Source organism: Marichromatium purpuratum 984, assembly GCF_000224005.2.
GTDB classification, from domain to species: Bacteria; Pseudomonadota; Gammaproteobacteria; order Chromatiales; family Chromatiaceae; genus Marichromatium; species Marichromatium purpuratum.
This window is the reverse complement of sequence record NZ_CP007031.1, coordinates 836,712-851,874: the sequence shown is the minus strand read 5'-3', so window position 1 is coordinate 851,874 and position 15,163 is coordinate 836,712. Positions and strand designations below refer to the sequence as shown.

The 15,163-nt window shown below is 67.0% G+C and carries 14 protein-coding genes; 8 read left to right on the top strand and 6 right to left on the bottom strand.

Annotated elements, in window-relative coordinates; translation table 11 throughout:
* Positions 1-29: 29 nt before the first annotated feature.
* Positions 30-1,067, bottom strand: a complete 1,038-nt coding sequence (locus tag MARPU_RS03925; RefSeq protein WP_005224372.1) for a PstS family phosphate ABC transporter substrate-binding protein — start codon at positions 1,065-1,067, stop codon at positions 30-32.
* 98 nt (positions 1,068-1,165) lie between these two features.
* On the bottom strand, positions 1,166-1,558 hold the full coding sequence (locus tag MARPU_RS03920) for a hypothetical protein (RefSeq protein WP_005224371.1): 393 nt from the start codon (positions 1,556-1,558) through the stop codon (positions 1,166-1,168).
* Positions 1,559-2,081: 523 nt separating this feature from the next.
* Between MARPU_RS03920 and MARPU_RS03915 the strand changes: the two genes are divergently transcribed.
* On the top strand, positions 2,082-3,317 hold the full coding sequence (locus MARPU_RS03915; protein ID WP_005224370.1) for a glycosyltransferase: 1,236 nt from the start codon (positions 2,082-2,084) through the stop codon (positions 3,315-3,317).
* A gap of 2 nt (positions 3,318-3,319) precedes the next feature.
* Here MARPU_RS03915 and MARPU_RS03910 read toward each other — a convergent pair whose 3' ends face one another.
* The 4 genes from MARPU_RS03910 to apbC all read right to left on the bottom strand — a co-directional run bounded on the left by MARPU_RS03910 (position 3,320) and on the right by apbC (position 6,834).
* A complete protein-coding gene (locus tag MARPU_RS03910) occupies positions 3,320-3,553 on the bottom strand; it encodes a hypothetical protein (protein ID WP_005224369.1) in 234 nt (77 codons plus the stop codon).
* Positions 3,554-3,686: 133 nt separating this feature from the next.
* Positions 3,687-4,454: a queuosine precursor transporter gene (locus tag MARPU_RS03905; protein ID WP_005224368.1), complete on the bottom strand. Its 768-nt coding sequence runs from the start codon at positions 4,452-4,454 to the stop codon at positions 3,687-3,689.
* A 43-nt stretch (positions 4,455-4,497) separates the two neighbouring features.
* On the bottom strand, positions 4,498-5,064 hold the full coding sequence (gene dcd / locus MARPU_RS03900; protein ID WP_005224367.1) for a dCTP deaminase: 567 nt from the start codon (positions 5,062-5,064) through the stop codon (positions 4,498-4,500).
* A gap of 678 nt (positions 5,065-5,742) precedes the next feature.
* Complete coding sequence (gene apbC / locus MARPU_RS03895; protein ID WP_005224366.1) at positions 5,743-6,834, bottom strand: iron-sulfur cluster carrier protein ApbC; 1,092 nt, start codon at positions 6,832-6,834, stop codon at positions 5,743-5,745.
* 400 nt (positions 6,835-7,234) lie between these two features.
* On the opposite strand from apbC, the gene metG reads away from it, so the two are divergent.
* The 7 genes from metG to MARPU_RS03860 all read left to right on the top strand — a co-directional run bounded on the left by metG (position 7,235) and on the right by MARPU_RS03860 (position 14,823).
* Positions 7,235-9,286, top strand: coding sequence for a methionine--tRNA ligase (gene metG, locus MARPU_RS03890; protein ID WP_005224365.1), 2,052 nt, complete (start codon positions 7,235-7,237; stop codon positions 9,284-9,286).
* Positions 9,287-9,585: 299 nt separating this feature from the next.
* On the top strand, positions 9,586-10,167 hold the full coding sequence (rsxA, locus tag MARPU_RS03885; protein WP_005224364.1) for an electron transport complex subunit RsxA: 582 nt from the start codon (positions 9,586-9,588) through the stop codon (positions 10,165-10,167).
* A gap of 17 nt (positions 10,168-10,184) precedes the next feature.
* Entirely contained in the window at positions 10,185-10,736 is a 552-nt protein-coding gene (rsxB, locus tag MARPU_RS03880; protein WP_005224363.1) for an electron transport complex subunit RsxB, read from the top strand.
* Between the two features lie 16 nt (positions 10,737-10,752).
* Positions 10,753-12,348: an electron transport complex subunit RsxC gene (rsxC, locus tag MARPU_RS03875; protein WP_005224362.1), complete on the top strand. Its 1,596-nt coding sequence runs from the start codon at positions 10,753-10,755 to the stop codon at positions 12,346-12,348.
* Positions 12,349-12,404: 56 nt separating this feature from the next.
* Positions 12,405-13,451: an electron transport complex subunit RsxD gene (gene rsxD / locus MARPU_RS03870; RefSeq protein WP_005224361.1), complete on the top strand. Its 1,047-nt coding sequence runs from the start codon at positions 12,405-12,407 to the stop codon at positions 13,449-13,451.
* Positions 13,448-14,119, top strand: a complete 672-nt coding sequence (gene rsxG, locus MARPU_RS03865) for an electron transport complex subunit RsxG (protein WP_005224360.1) — start codon at positions 13,448-13,450, stop codon at positions 14,117-14,119. Before rsxD ends, rsxG begins: the two co-directional genes overlap by 4 nt.
* Entirely contained in the window at positions 14,119-14,823 is a 705-nt protein-coding gene (locus MARPU_RS03860; RefSeq protein ID WP_005224359.1) for an electron transport complex subunit E, read from the top strand. Before rsxG ends, MARPU_RS03860 begins: the two co-directional genes overlap by 1 nt.
* Positions 14,824-15,163 lie beyond the last annotated feature (340 nt).

Genomic DNA, 15,163 nt, shown 5'->3' with positions numbered 1-15,163 from the left:
ATCCCTGGTCGCGATGCTCAGGACTCGACTCAGGGCCGGGACATCGGCGCGAACGACTGAGCGGCGCTGGCAACCTCGGCGCGCATGGCGTCGGGCAGCGGAATCAGGCCCTTGTCGACCAGATAGCCCTCGGGGCCCCAGGCCTGCTCGCCGGTGAACTCGGCGACGAACTCCTCGATGCCGGGGATGGTGCCGACGTGCGCGTTCTTGACGTAGAAAAAGAGCGAACGCGAGACCGGGTAGTCGCCATCGGCGATGCTCTCGAAGGTCGGCTCGACGCCGTCGACCTTGGAGCCCTGCACCTGGTCGGCGTTCTGGTCGAGGAAGCTGAAGCCGAAGATGCCAAGCGCATCGGGGTTGGCCACCAGCTTCTGCACGATCAGGTTGTCGTTCTCGCCGGCCTCGACATAGGCGCCGTCCTCACGGATGCCGTGACAGACCGCCTTGTACTTGGACTTGTCCTCTTTCTTCATCGCCTTGATGAAGTCGTAGGTCTTGCAGCCGCCCTCCATCGCCAACTCGACGAAGGCGTCACGGGTCCCGGAGGTCGGGGGCGGACCCAGCACCTCGATGGCAACCTCGGGCAGATCCGGGTTGACCTCGTTCCAGGTCTGGTAGGGGTTGGGGATCAGCTCGCCGGCCTCGTTGGGCACGTCCTTGGCCAGGGCCAGCCAGATGTCGCGCAGCGACAGGTTGAACTGATCGGCCTCGCGGGAGTTAGCCAGGGCGATACCGTCGTAGCCGATCTTGACCTCGGTGATGTCCTCGACGCCAGCCTCCTGGCAGCGCTCGAACTCAGAGGCCTTCATCCGCCGCGAGGCGTTGGTGATGTCGGGGTGATCGACGCCGACACCGGCGCAGAACAGCTTCAGCCCGCCCCCGGAACCGGTCGACTCGACCTTGGGGGTGGCAAAGTCGGTATTGCGACCGAAGGTCTCGGCGACAGCGGTCGAGAAGGGGAACACGGTCGAGGACCCGACGATATAGATGGAGTCGCGGGCCATGGCCTGTGACGACAGGGAGGCCGCGGCAAGGGTGACGGCCGCGGCAACGAGCGTCTTGTTCATGGAAAGCTCCCAGTGGGCGTTGAATGGCAGCGCCGTATTGTGGTCGGCGGCGATGCACGTTCCATGAACGCGATATGACCATTTCGTGACGACCGAACTCAGCTGTCAGACTGCTGACCCTTTTGAAGAGCGCGCAACAGACGCAATGCGGCGTTGAAGAAGTCCTGTCTGGGGTCGTCCTCGCAATAGGCCTGTACTCGCGCCAGCGCTGCATCCAACTCGGCGCCACGCAACACATCACCACCGGTGGCGAGGTTCAACCCCGAGATCAGCCCGGCGAGCCACTCGCGATAGTGCAGATACTCCGAATCGGCCAGTGCCGGCGGCGCCTCCGCCCCGGGCGCCACCATCAGGAACTCGCCACAGGGCTTGACCCCATAGCCCCAGAGCGCCGCCGAGGGTGCCCGCCCCCAGGCCGCCGCGGACCCCAGCGTCAGGACCAGCATCAAGACAATGGCGCCCGAGGCGCCGGTACGGGATCGATCGTGCATGGATTCGGTTTCCTTGTGAAAGTGGACCAACACCCGAGGCCGTACGCGCCGGGCAAGGCCTGGATTGAAGCGCAAAGGAGCCCGCCAGGTGAAGGCCAGCGGCCAGGAGATTGAACCGCAAAGCCGCAAAGGACGCGAAGGAGGGAAGAGCTTCCAGCGATCAGCCTCCAGCTGCCAGTGGCTGTCTGTCTTCGAGTGTTGGTCGGAAACGCACGCCAACCGGTGGCCGACAGTGAATGGCGCGTGGCGCTATCGTCGAGGGCGTCCCCCCACTGGCGGCTGGCCACTGATCGCTGGCAGCTTGAATCCCTTCGCGTCCTTCGCGGCTTTGCGGTTCAAATTTCCTGGCGGCTGGCGGCTGGCGGCTGGCGGCTGGCGGCTGACGGCTGGCGGCTGACGGCTGGCGGCTGACGGCTGACGGCTGATATCGCTCGCTCATGCCCTGGCGGTTCGATCCCGCTGGCGACTGGCGATCTCCTGAGGCTATGATTGCGCGGTTTGTCGGCTGCCCAGCGGAATCGCCATGCGCGTCTTGATGATCTCGGATGTCTATTTTCCCCGCGTCACCGGTGTCTCGACCTCGATCCAGACCTTTGCGCGCGAGTTCATCGATCAGGGACACAGCGTCACCCTGATCGCCCCCGAATACGCCGGATCGGGCAGTGACGACGAGCCCTTCGAGATCCTGCGCATCCCTTCGCGCTATCTGCCGATCGATCCCGAGGATCGGATCCTGCGCCCCCGCAGGCTGCGGCGTCATCACGACTACCTGGCCGCTGCCGAGTTCGACCTGGTACACATCCAGACCCCCTTCCTCGCCCACTATCTCGGGCTCGGGTTGGCGCAGCGACTCGACGTACCGGTGATCGAGAGTTACCACACCTTTTTCGAGCAATATCTGCATCACTATGTGCCCTGGCTACCCTCGGCATGGATGCGCTGGGCCGCGCGGCGCTTCTCCGCCGCCCAGTGCAACGATGTCGACGCCATCGCCGTGCCCTCGCGAGCGATGCTCGAGGTGCTCGAGCGCTATGGCGTGCACACCCCGGCGCGGGTGATCCCCACCGGGATCGAGCTTGACCAGTTCAGTCGCGGCGATGGCGCGCGTTTTCGCGCACGTCACGGCATCGCAGCCGACCGCCCGGTGCTGGTACATGTCAGCCGTCTGGCCTTCGAGAAGAACATCGACTTCGTGCTGCGCGTGCTGGCACGGATCAAGACGCGCATCCCCGAGGTGTTGCTGGTGGTGGTCGGCGAGGGTCCGGCGCGTGCCGAACTCGAGGCCCAGGCACGCGACCTGGGGCTGGCCGACAACACCCTGTTCACCGGCTATCTCGACCGCGATGGCAGCCTCGAGGACTGCTATCGCGCCGGTGAGGCCTTCGTCTTCGCCTCGCGTACCGAGACCCAGGGGCTAGTACTGCTCGAGGCGATGGCGCTCGGCGTCCCCGTGGTCTCGACCGCAGTGATGGGGACGGCTGAGGTGCTCGCCGGAGCCGACGACAAGGGCGCGCTGATCGTCCCGGAGGACGAACAGGTCTTCGCCGACCAGGCGGTACGGGTCCTCAGCGACACCGAGTTGCGCACGCGTCTGGCGCGCGGCGCCGAGGCACACGCGCAGTCTTGGTCGGCGCCGGCGCTGGCCGAGCGGATGCTGGGGTTCTATGCGGAGGTCTGCGGGGGCGGTTGCGACGGACGTGGACAACAATCGTCCGACATGGCGGGGCGCGGGACGCCCGAGGGGCAATTCGGCGGCTGAGGTCAGGCCATCACGTCGATCAGGCTGCCGATCATCTCGTCGCCGGCCGCGACCACCTTGCTCGAGGCCTCGACCTGGCGCAGGTTCTGGGTCTGCTCGACCAACGGCTCGGTCAGCTCGCGGGTCGAGCCCTGACCATTGAGGGTCTCTGCGCTGGCGATCTCGGCGGCGTTCCGGCGCACGCCCTCGGTGCCGACACGGATGCCCTGCAGCCCTTGGTTGATACCTGAGATCATCTCGTCCTCCGTCCTCGACCTGTTCGATCCGGACGACTATCGCGCCGTCCTGCCCACCCCGGAAAGCCGGGCCTCACCAGTCACCATAGCCGAGCCGGGCGACGAACGGGGCATGGCCGGTACGTTGTGCACATCAGTTCTCGATTCCGGCGGCGCGCGCGCGCAGGGTCTCGGCGCGGGCCGCGCCGAGATAGCGCTCGATCAGCGCACGCGCCAGATAGATCACCGGGGTGAGCGCCACCGCGACCACGAACTTGTAGAGATAGTTGACTGTGCCCACTGCCAGGAACAGCTCCAGTGACCAGCGCTGCGGCCCCAGCACGAAGGCGATGTAGAGCACCACGAAGCTGTCGATGAGCTGCGAGACCAGGGTCGAGCCGGTGGCCCGCGCCCACACCCAGCGCGGCCCGGTGGCACGACGGATGCGGTGGAACACCATCACATCGATCAACTGACCGATCAGGAAGGCAATCACCGAGCCGGCGATGATCCACATCCCCTGACCGAAGATCACCGCGAAGGCCGCCTGCATGTCCGGCACTCCACGCTCGGACTGGATCCCCACCCACCACTCGGCCGGAACCAGCTGGATCGCCAGATAGGCGAAGACGAAGGCGTAGAGGATCAGCCCGACGGTGAGATAGGAGAGCAGCCGCACTCCGCGCCGCCCGAAGTACTCGTTGATGATGTCGGTCATCACGAACACCACCGGCCACAGCAACACCCCGGCGGTGAAGTTGAGCGAACCACTCTGACCGAACAGCTGCCAGTCGAGTGGCGCGATCCCCAGGGTCGGCTCCAGGGCGAAGATCTTCACCCCGAGCAGCTCGGCGATCAGCGCATTGCAGACGAAGAAGCCGCCGAGGACGACGAACAGCTTGGTCGATCGATCGAAGGTCATCGGCGGGTTCCTCCCTGTGGGGCGCGCCTCCCGCCCGGCTCGATCAGGACTTGGGCAGGGTCACCCCGCGCTGGCCCTGATACTTGCCGCCACGGTCCCTGTAGGAGGTCTCGCAGACCTCGTCGGACTCCAGGAAGAGGATCTGCGCCACACCCTCGTTGGCATAGATCTTCGCCGGCAGCGGCGTGGTGTTGGAGAACTCGAGCGTGACATGGCCCTCCCACTCGGGTTCAAGCGGGGTGACGTTGACGATGATCCCACAGCGCGCATAGGTGCTCTTGCCCAGACAGATGGTGAGCACGTTGCGAGGGATCTTGAAGTATTCCACCGTCCGCGCCAACGCAAAGGAGTTCGGCGGGATGATGCAGACATCGGACTTGAGGTCGACGAAGCTGTTGGAATCGAACGCCTTGGGATCGACCACCGCCGAGTTGATGTTGGTGAAGATCTTGAATTCGTCGGCGCAACGGACGTCATAGCCGTAGCTCGAGGTCCCGTAGGAGATCATGCGCCCGCCCTCGCCCTCGCGCACCTGCCCGGGCTCGAAGGGATCGATCATCCCCTGCTCGACGGCCATGCGCCGAATCCAGCGATCTGATTTGATGGCCATCGCGGCATCCTCGTACGTGAAAAAACCGGTTACTTTAACCTGTTAGCGCACGCCAAGGAAGCCGCCAGCATGGATAGAACCGCGAAGACGCGAAGAACACAAAGCAAGCGAATGGTCATCGGATTCATCGGCCTGGCAAAGCGCAGCCGTGCCCGGCGGGAAGCCAGCGGCCAGCGGCCAGCGGCCAGCGGCCAGCGGCCAGCGGCCAGCGGCCAAGAGATTGAACCGCAAAGCCGCAAAGCACGCAAAGGGGTTCAAGCTGCCAGCCATCAGCGGCCAGCTGCCAGTGGAGGGACTGACCTCGACGATAGCGTCCCCCATTCACTGCCGGCTATCGGTTGGCGTGCGTTTCCGACCAACACTCGAAGACAGGCAGCCACTGGCAGCTGGAGGCTGATCGCTGGAGGCTGCTTCCGCAAAGCCGCAAAGCACGCAAAGGGGTTCAAGCTGCCAGCCATCAGCGGCCAGCCGCCAGTGGAGGGACTGGCCTCGACGATAGCGTCCCCCATTCACTGCCGGCTATCGGTTGGCGTGCGCTTCCGGCCAACACTCGAAGACAGGCAGCCACTGGCGGCTGGTGGCTGATCGCTGGAAGCCCTTCCCTTCTTCGCGCCCTTCGCGGCTTTGCGGTTCAAACGTCCCAGCGGCTGGTCGCCGACCGCTGGCGACCCTCGAGCCTCAGTTGTTCTCGATCACGATGCGCGGGAACTTGGCCGCATAGTCCTTGGCCTGGAGCGAGAGCTTGGCGGCGGTCTTGCGCGCGACCTCGCGATAGATCTCGGCCGAGCGCGACTCGGGGGCGGCGACCACCGTCGGCTTGCCGCCGTCGGCCTGCTCACGAATGGCGATGTCGAGCGGCAGCGCGCCGAGCAGCTCGACGCCGTACTGCTCGGACATCGCCTGCCCGCCACCCTCGCCGAAGATGTGCTCCTCATGGCCGCACTTGGAGCAGATATGCATGCTCATGTTCTCGACGATACCGAGCACCGCCACCTCGACCTTCTGGAACATCTTCAGCCCCTTGCGCGCGTCGAGCAGGGCGATGTCCTGCGGCGTGGTGACGATCAGCGCGCCCGAGACCGGCACCTTCTGCGCCAGGGTCAGCTGGGTGTCGCCGGTGCCCGGCGGCAGGTCGATCACCAGATAGTCGAGCGCCGACCAGTTGGTGTCCTTGAGCAGTTGCTCGAGGGCCTGGGTGACCATCGGGCCACGCCAGATCATCGGCGTCTCCTCATCGATCAGAAAACCGATCGACATCGCCTGCAGGCCATAGCGCTGCATCGGCTCCAGGGTATTGCCGTCGCGCGACTCGGGCTGGCCGGTGATACCGAGCATGCGCGGCTGCGAGGGACCGTAGATGTCGGCATCGAGCAGCCCGACCTTGGCGCCCTCGGCGGCGAGCGCCAACGCCAGATTGACCGCGGTGGTCGACTTGCCGACACCGCCCTTGCCCGAGGCCACGGCGATGATGTTCTTGACGTTGTCGATCGGCTTGAGCGATTTCTGCACCGCGTGCGCCTTGATCTCGCTGACGACCTCGACCTCGGCCCCCGAAACCTCGGGCAACGCGACGACGCGCTCGCGCACCGCCTCGGCGATCTGCGCGCGCACTCCGTCGGCGGGGAACCCGAGGGAGATGGCGATGCGCACTTGCCCCCCGTCGATGTTGATATCACGCACGGCGTGCGCGGCCACCAGGTCGCATCCCAGGTGCGGCTCCTGGTAGGACTTGATGGCGGTCTCGATGGCTTCTCTGCTGGGTTCGGACATGCGGTACTCCGTGTCAGGACAGATCCGCGCGCCGGTGGGTGAGTCGGGGCGGGCGCGCGGAGAATGCGTCGGCGACGCCGCCGCGCGGGTTTGACGCCAGTGTTGGTATCAGAAACCGTTAATTCAAGCGCAAAGCCGCGCGACGGAGCAAGCAAATCCATCAAGTGGGCAGCCATCAGCTGCCAGCCTCCAGCTCGCAGCCTCCAGTGGGGAAACTTGGCGCCAGCGGCTGGTGGCTGGTGACTGACGGCTGGTGGCTGGTGGCTGTCAGCTGGCGGCTGGCGGCTGGCGGCTGGTCGCTGGAAGCTGACCGCCGACGCCCCCCATGGCCGCTATCGCGCCAGTCGTGGAATAATAGCGGGCATTCACCCCCCGTTCCCGAATCATCCGAGCCCATTCCATGAGCACGCCCCGCGACATCCTGATCACCAGCGCCCTCCCCTATGCCAACGGCCCGATCCATCTCGGCCATCTGGTGGAGTACATCCAGACTGACATCTGGGCGCGCTTTCAGAAGATGCGCGGGCACAATTGCTGGTACGTCTGCGCCGACGACGCCCATGGCACCCCGATCATGCTGCGCGCACGCCAGGAGGGGATCGAGCCCGAGGCGCTGATCGCGCGCATCAGCGCCGAGCACCAGGCCGACTTCGCCGCCTTCCGCGTTGGCTTCGACAACTATCACTCGACCCACTCCGAGGAGAACCGGCACTACGCCGGGCTGATCTATGCCCGCAACCGCGACGCCGGCCACATCGAGCGGCGCACCATCACCCAGGCCTATGACCCGGTCGAGCAGATGTTCCTGCCCGATCGCTTCATCAAGGGCGAGTGTCCCAAGTGCGGCGCCGCCGACCAGTACGGCGACAACTGCGAGGCCTGCGGCGCGAGCTACTCGCCCAACGAGCTGAAGACCCCCCGCTCGGCCGTCTCCGGCGCCGTGCCCGAGCAGCGCGAGTCCGATCACTACTTCTTCAAGCTCGGCGACTTCGAGGAGATGCTCAAGGGCTGGACCCGTGGCGGCGGGCTGCAGAACCAGGTGGCCAACAAGCTCGACGAGTGGTTCGAGGCCGGGCTGCAATCCTGGGACATCTCGCGCGACGCCCCTTACTTCGGCTTCGAGATCCCCGATCATCCAGGCAAGTTCTTCTACGTCTGGCTCGACGCCCCGATCGGCTACATGGCCAGCTTCCAGAACCTCTGCGACCGCCTCGGCGCCAGCCAGCCCGGGCTCGACTTCGAGCGCTTCTGGGGCAGCGACTCCGAGGCCGAGCTCTATCACTTCATCGGCAAGGACATCGTCTACTTCCACGCCCTGTTCTGGCCGGCGATGCTCCACGGCGCCGGGTTCCGCACCCCCGACGCGGTGTTCGCCCACGGCTTCCTTACCGTCGACGGACAGAAGATGTCGAAGTCGCGCGGCACCTTCATCAAAGCGCGCACCTATCTCGACCATCTCGACCCCGAGTATCTGCGCTACTACTTCGCCGCCAAGCTCGGCGCCGGGGTCGACGACATCGACCTCAACCTCGAGGACTTCACCGCCCGGGTCAACGCCGATCTGGTCGGTAAGGTGGTCAACATCGCCAGCCGTTGCGCTGGTTTCATCACCAAGCGCTTCGACGGCAGGCTCGCCGACACCCTGGCCGCGCCCGAGCTGTTCGCCGAGTTCACCGCCGCAGGCGAGCACATCGCCGCCGCCTACGAGGGCCGCGAATACGCCCGCGCGGTGCGCGAGATCATGGCCCTGGCCGATCGCGCCAACCAGTACATCGACGAGCAGGCGCCCTGGGTGGTCGCCAAGCAGGATGGGCGCGAACAGGAGCTGCACGACATCTGCTCGATGGGGATCAACCTGTTCCGGCTGCTGATCGGCTATCTGCGCCCGATCCTGCCCGGCACCGCTGCCGACGCCGAGGCCTTCCTCCAGGTCGAGCCGCTGACCTGGTCGGCGCTCGCCACGCCACTGCTCGGCCATGAGATCGCCCGCTTCAAGCCATTGATGCGGCGCATCGAGTCGGCCCAGGTCGAGGCCATGATCGAGGCATCGAAGGAGGACCTAGCGGCCACCGCGCAACAGCAATCGGCGCCGGCCAACCCGCACCTCGAGGCCGACCCGATCGCCGAGACCATCGACTTCGACACCTTCGCCAAGCTCGACCTGCGTATCGCCCGCATCGCCGCGGCCGAGCAGGTCGAGGGCGCGAAGAAGCTGCTGCGCCTGACCCTCGACCTCGGCGGCGAGACCCGCAACGTCTTCGCCGGCATCCGCGCCGCCTACGACCCGGCCGACCTCGAGGGCCGACTGACGGTGATGGTCGCCAACCTCGCCCCGCGCAAGATGCGCTTCGGCGTCTCCGAGGGCATGGTGCTCGCTGCCGGTCCCGGCGGCAGCGACCTCTTCATCCTCTCGCCCGACAGCGGCGCCGAGCCGGGGATGCGGGTGAAGTGATCGCGCGGCCGGGGCCACGCGCCCCGGCCATGATCGGGAACCTGCGGCCACCACCGGTTGACGAATGCGGTGGAGCCCGCCCGCACCAATCCCCACAATCGGCACGGTGACAGCCCGAACCCGACAGGTTCAGACTGGATGTCGCGTCCGACATCCCGGCAGAGAATGCGCGGTCGGTTGCAGCGGTTGTCGCGGTCCATGCGGGCGCGTATTCTTAGAGAATTTCGCCCGCCCCGTCGGGGCCCCTCGCGCGCGAGCGCGTCATCGACCCCGAGTCTCAATTCCGATACGAAGACGGCATGACTGAATACGCGCTCATCCTGGTCGGGACGGTCCTGGTCAACAACTTCGTCCTGGTCAAGTTCCTCGGCCTGTGTCCCTTCATGGGGGTGTCGAAGAAACTCGAGACGGCCGCCGGCATGGGCCTGGCCACCACCTTCGTGCTGACCCTCTCCTCGATCAGCTCCTGGCTGGTCAACGAGTACCTGCTGGTACCGCTCGGCATCGAGTATCTGCGCACCATCGCCTTCATCCTGGTGATCGCCGTGGTGGTGCAGTTCACCGAGACGGTGATGCACAAGACCAGCCCGGTGCTCTATCAGGTGCTCGGCATCTTCTTGCCGTTGATCACCACCAACTGCGCCGTGCTCGGTGTCGCGCTGCTCAACTTGCAGGCCGATCACACTCTGGTCGAGGCCACCCTGTACGGCTTCGGCGCCGCGCTCGGCTTCTCGCTGGTGCTGACCCTGTTCGCCTCGATCCGCGAGCGAGTGGCCGTCGCCGACGTCCCCGAACCCTTCCAGGGCAGCGCCATCGCCCTGGTCACCGCCGGCCTGATGTCGCTCGCCTTCATGGGCTTCGCCGGCCTGGTCGCGAACTGAATAGACGCCCGAGAGCCATGCTGACCGCCATCCTCGCCTTTGCCGCACTCTCCGCCGTGTTCGGGCTGCTGCTCGGCTACTCGGCGATCCGCTTCCACATCGAGGGCGACCCGATCGCCGACCAGATCGACGCCCTGCTACCGCAGACCCAGTGCGGCCAGTGCGGCCACCCCGGTTGCCGTCCCTATGCCGAGGCCGTCGCCCGCGGCGAGGACGACATCAACAAGTGCACCCCGGGCGGCGAGGCCACGGTACAGGCACTGGCCGACCTGCTCGGTCGCGACCCAGTGGCACTCGACGCCGAGGAGAAGCTGCCGGCGGTCGCCCATATCGATCCGCAGAACTGCATCGGCTGCACCAAGTGCCTGCAGGCCTGCCCGGTCGACGCCATCGTCGGCGCGGCCAAGCAGCTCCACGCCGTGCTCGACGAGGCCTGCACCGGCTGCGAGCTGTGCCTCGCACCCTGCCCGGTCGATTGCATCAGCATGGTGCCGGTGGCCACCGATATCCGCTCCTGGCGCTGGCCCTATCCGCAGCAACAGGACGACTCCCGGCGCGCGGCCGCCTGATCCACGAGGAGCCGACATGGCAGCCAACCCCATACCCTCCAGCGAGCGTCGTCTGTGGACCTTCCACGGCGGCATCCACATCGCCGACGAGAAGGCGCTATCGAACGCCAGCGAGATCACCGTCGCGCCCGTCCCGAAGCAGCTGGTGATCCCGCTGCAGCAGCACATCGGCGCCTCGGCGCGGGTGCTCGTCGCAGTCGGCGATCGCGTCCTCAAGGGCCAGTGCATCGCCGCCGCCGACGGCTATGTCAGCGCCCCGGTGCACGCCTCGAGTTCGGGCACCGTGGTCGCCATCGAGGAGCGCCCGGTGCCGCACCCCTCGGGGCTCTCGGCACTCTGCGCGGTGATCGAGACCGATGGCGAGGATGCCTGGGCCGAACTGCCCGACCCCATGACCCACTATGCCCAGCTCGATCCGGCCGAGGTGCGCGAGCGTATCCGCTGGGCCGGCGTGGTGGGCATGGGCGGGGCCTCCTTCCCCACTGGGGTCAAGCTCAACCCCGGCCCGGACCGGCGCATCGACACCCTGGTGATCAACGGCGCCGAGTGCGAGCCCTACATCACCTGCGATGACCGGCTGATGCGCGAGCGCGCCAGCCGCATCCTCGAGGGGGTGCGGATCATGCGCCACCTGCTCGGCGGCCCCGAGGTGCTGATCGGCATCGAGGACAACAAGCCCGAGGCGATCGCGGCGATGCGCTTCGCCCTCGGCGAGAGCGATCTGCGTGCCGGCGCCGAGGTGGTGGCCATCCCCACGCTCTACCCGAGCGGCGGCGAGAAGCAGCTCATCCGCATCCTCACCGGCAAGGAGGTGCCGAGCCACGGCATCCCGGCGCAGATCGGCATCGTCTGCCAGAACGTCGGCACCGCACACGCGGTGGCCGAGGCGGTGCTCGACGGACGCCCGCTGATCGCGCGCGTGGTCACCGTCACCGGGCGCGCGATCACCGCGCCGCGCAATCTCGAGGCGCGCATCGGCACCCCCGCGGCCGACCTCATCGCCTGCTGCGACGGTTATCGCGAACAGCCGCGCAAGCTCGTCTGTGGCGGCCCGATGATGGGCTTCGAGCTGGGGGAGCAAGGGGTTCCGGTGACCAAGCCGGTCAACTGTCTGCTGGCACTCACCACCGCCGAGGCCCCGGACCCCGGCCAGGCGCTCGCCTGCATCCGCTGCGGGCGCTGCGCCGACGCCTGCCCGGCCAACCTGCTGCCCCAACAGCTCTACTGGTTCGCCCGCGCCAAGGACTTCGACCACGCCCAGGACTACAACCTGTTCGACTGCATCGAGTGCGGCTGCTGCGCCCAGGTCTGTCCCAGTCACATCCCGCTGGTGCAGTACTACCGCTACGCCAAGACCGAGGTGTGGGCGCGCGAGCAGGAAAAGCGCAAGGCCGAGGAGGCGCGCGAGCGCCACGCCGCCAAGCAGGCCCGTCTCGAGCGTCAGGAGCGTGAGCGTCAGGCGCGGATGCGCCAGAAGAAAGAGGCGCTCGCCGCCAAGGCCAAGGCCGAGAGCGGCGCCGGCAGCGAGGCCAAGCAGGCGGCGATCGCCGCGGCACGCGCCCGCACCGCAGCCAAGCAGCAGGGCGCCAGCGAACCGACCGACGGCGCCTGAGCGCCGCCGGCGGCGTCCACAGATCCCGCAACCCCTTTCGAGCTTCTTGAATCCGCATGACTAGCACACTGATCTCCTCCCCCCACGTCCCTCGGGTCAACCGGGTCGATCGCGTCATGCTCCAGGTGCTGCTCGCGCTGGTGCCCGGGGTGCTGGCGATGACCTGGTTCTTCGGCTGGGGCGTGCTCGTCAACGTCACCCTCGCGGTCGGGTTCGCGGTGCTCGCCGAGGCACTGGTGCTGCTGCTGCGTCGCCGTCCGGTGCTGCCGGCACTGGGCGATCTCAGCGCGGTGGTCACCGCGGTGCTGTTCGCCATCTCGGTACCGCCGACCCTGCCCTGGTGGATGACGCTGCTGGGGATGCTGTTTGCCATCGTGCTGGTCAAGCAGCTCTACGGCGGGCTCGGCTACAACCCCTTCAACCCGGCGATGGCCGCCTATGTCTTCCTGCTGGTCTCCTACCCGGTGGCGATGACCAGCTGGCTCGCCCCCGAACTGCTCTCGGGGATCGACCTGTCGTTCGGCGACTCGCTGGCGATGATCCTCCATCAGGTGCTGCCCGCCGGGATCGACTGGGACGCGGTGACCGCCGCCACCCCGCTCGACGAGATGCGCACCCAGCTCGACGAGCAGCTGACCATTGCCGAGATCCGCAACCAGAGCGCGCTCTGGGGGATATTCGGTGGTCGCGGCTGGGAGTGGGTCAACGCCGCCTTCCTGCTCGGTGGCGGCTATCTGCTGTGGCGGCGCACCATCACCTGGCACATCCCGGTGTCGATGCTCGCCGGGCTGCTCTCGCTGGCCACCCTGTTCTGGCTGATCGATCCGCAGACCCACCCCTTCCCGGCCTTCCACCTGTTCAGCGGCGCGGCCATCCTCGGCGCCTTCTTCATCGCCACCGACCCGGTCACCGCCACCACCACCCGCCGCGGCCAGCTGATCTATGGCGCCTGCATTGGCGCCACGGTGTTCGTGATCCGCACCTGGGGCGGCTATCCCGACGCGGTCGCCTTCGCGGTGCTGTTGATGAACATCGCCGCCCCCACCATCGACTACTACACCCAGCCACGCGTCTTCGGACACGGTAGAGAACGCGCCCGATGAAGATCAGACCCATCCTGCTCGCCGCCTTCGTACTCAGCGCCTTCGCGGTCAGTGGTGTCGCCCTGGTGGTGATCACCCATACGGTGATGGACGACCGTATCGTCGAGAACCAGCGCCAGGCCATGGAGCGCAAGCTCGCGGCCATCCTCCCCGCCGGTCGCGCCGACAACGACCCGCTCACCGACACCATCGAGGTCAGCGCCCGCGAGCTACTCGGCGCCGACACCACCCGCGTCTACCGGGTACGCCAAGGTGACGAACCGGTCGCGGTGATCCTCGAGCCGGTGGTCCCCGACGGCTATGCCGGCCCCATTCGCCTGCTGGTCTCGGTGCTCACCGACGGCACCGTCGGCGGCGTCCGGGTGCTCTCGCACCACGAGACCCCCGGACTCGGCGACAAGATCGAGGAGGCCAAGTCCGACTGGGTCTACGGCTTTGCCGGCACCTCGCTCGGCGACCCGCCGATCGAGCGCTGGGGCGTGAAGCGCGATGGCGGCGACTTCGACCAGTTCACCGGCGCCACCATCACCCCGCGCGCCATCGTCAAGGCGGTCAAGAACACCCTGATCTATGTCGATCAGCAGGGCGCGCGTCTCTATCAGGAGGCCACCCCGCAGGCCCAGACCGCCAATCGACCCACCACCACAACCGACCAGGAGGCCTCCTGATGGCGAAGGACCAGGGCTATCTGCCACTCGTCACCGAGGGGCTGTGGCACAACAATCAGGCGCTGGTCGCCCTGCTCGGGCTGTGCCCGTTGCTGGCGACCACCACCAGCGCGACCAACGGGCTCGGCATGGGGCTGGCGACCACCGCGGTACTGGTGCTCTCCAACATCACCATCTCGCTGATCCGCAACCTGGTGCGTCCCGAGGTGCGACTGCCGGTGTTCGTGCTGGTGATCGCCTCTTTCGTCACCGCCGTCGAGCTAACCATCCAGGCGCACTTCTACGAACTCTATCTGGTGCTCGGGCTATTCATCCCGCTGATCGTCACCAACTGCGCGATCATCGGCCGCGCCGAGGCCTTCGCCTCGAAAAACCGCGTCGACCGCGCCCTGGTCGATGGTCTGGCGATGGGGATCGGCTTCACCCTGGTGCTGATGGCGCTCGGCGCCTTGCGCGAACTCGCCGGCCAGGGCACCCTCTTCTATCAGGCCCATCTGCTACTCGGCGAGGCCGCACGCGGACTCACCCTGACCCTCGGCGACGACTTCCAGGGCGCACTGATCGCGATCCTGCCGCCCGGGGCCTTCATCGGTCTGGGGCTGCTGATCGCGTTCAAGAACCTGATCGACAAGTGGGCAAGCCTGTTCGCCCGTTGGCGCGCCCGGGACACGGCCGCGGCGAGCGCCGAGCCGAGCCTGGGCTGAGGCCGCACGCCGCCCGATTGCCAAAGCCCGGCATAGCCCCCATAGTATTCTGGGGAATGTGATCTATGCACTCCCTTGGCGCCGGTCCGTTCCGGCGCCAGCGCGATGCACGGAGGCATCGTCCGGACGACCCACCAGGGTCGGTATCGCGATGGACCGACGGGGCAAGGTCCCCGTTCAGCGTTGCGGCGAGGGCCTCCGGCCATCGATCGCCGCCAGCCATGCAACCATTGAGTGAACGATCGCGCGCGGGATCCTAGGATTCCGCACTCAGCACCTTGGGAAGCGACGTCTCCGGCCGTCTCGGCCAGTGCCGTCGCCGCCGGGGCCTGCGCCATGC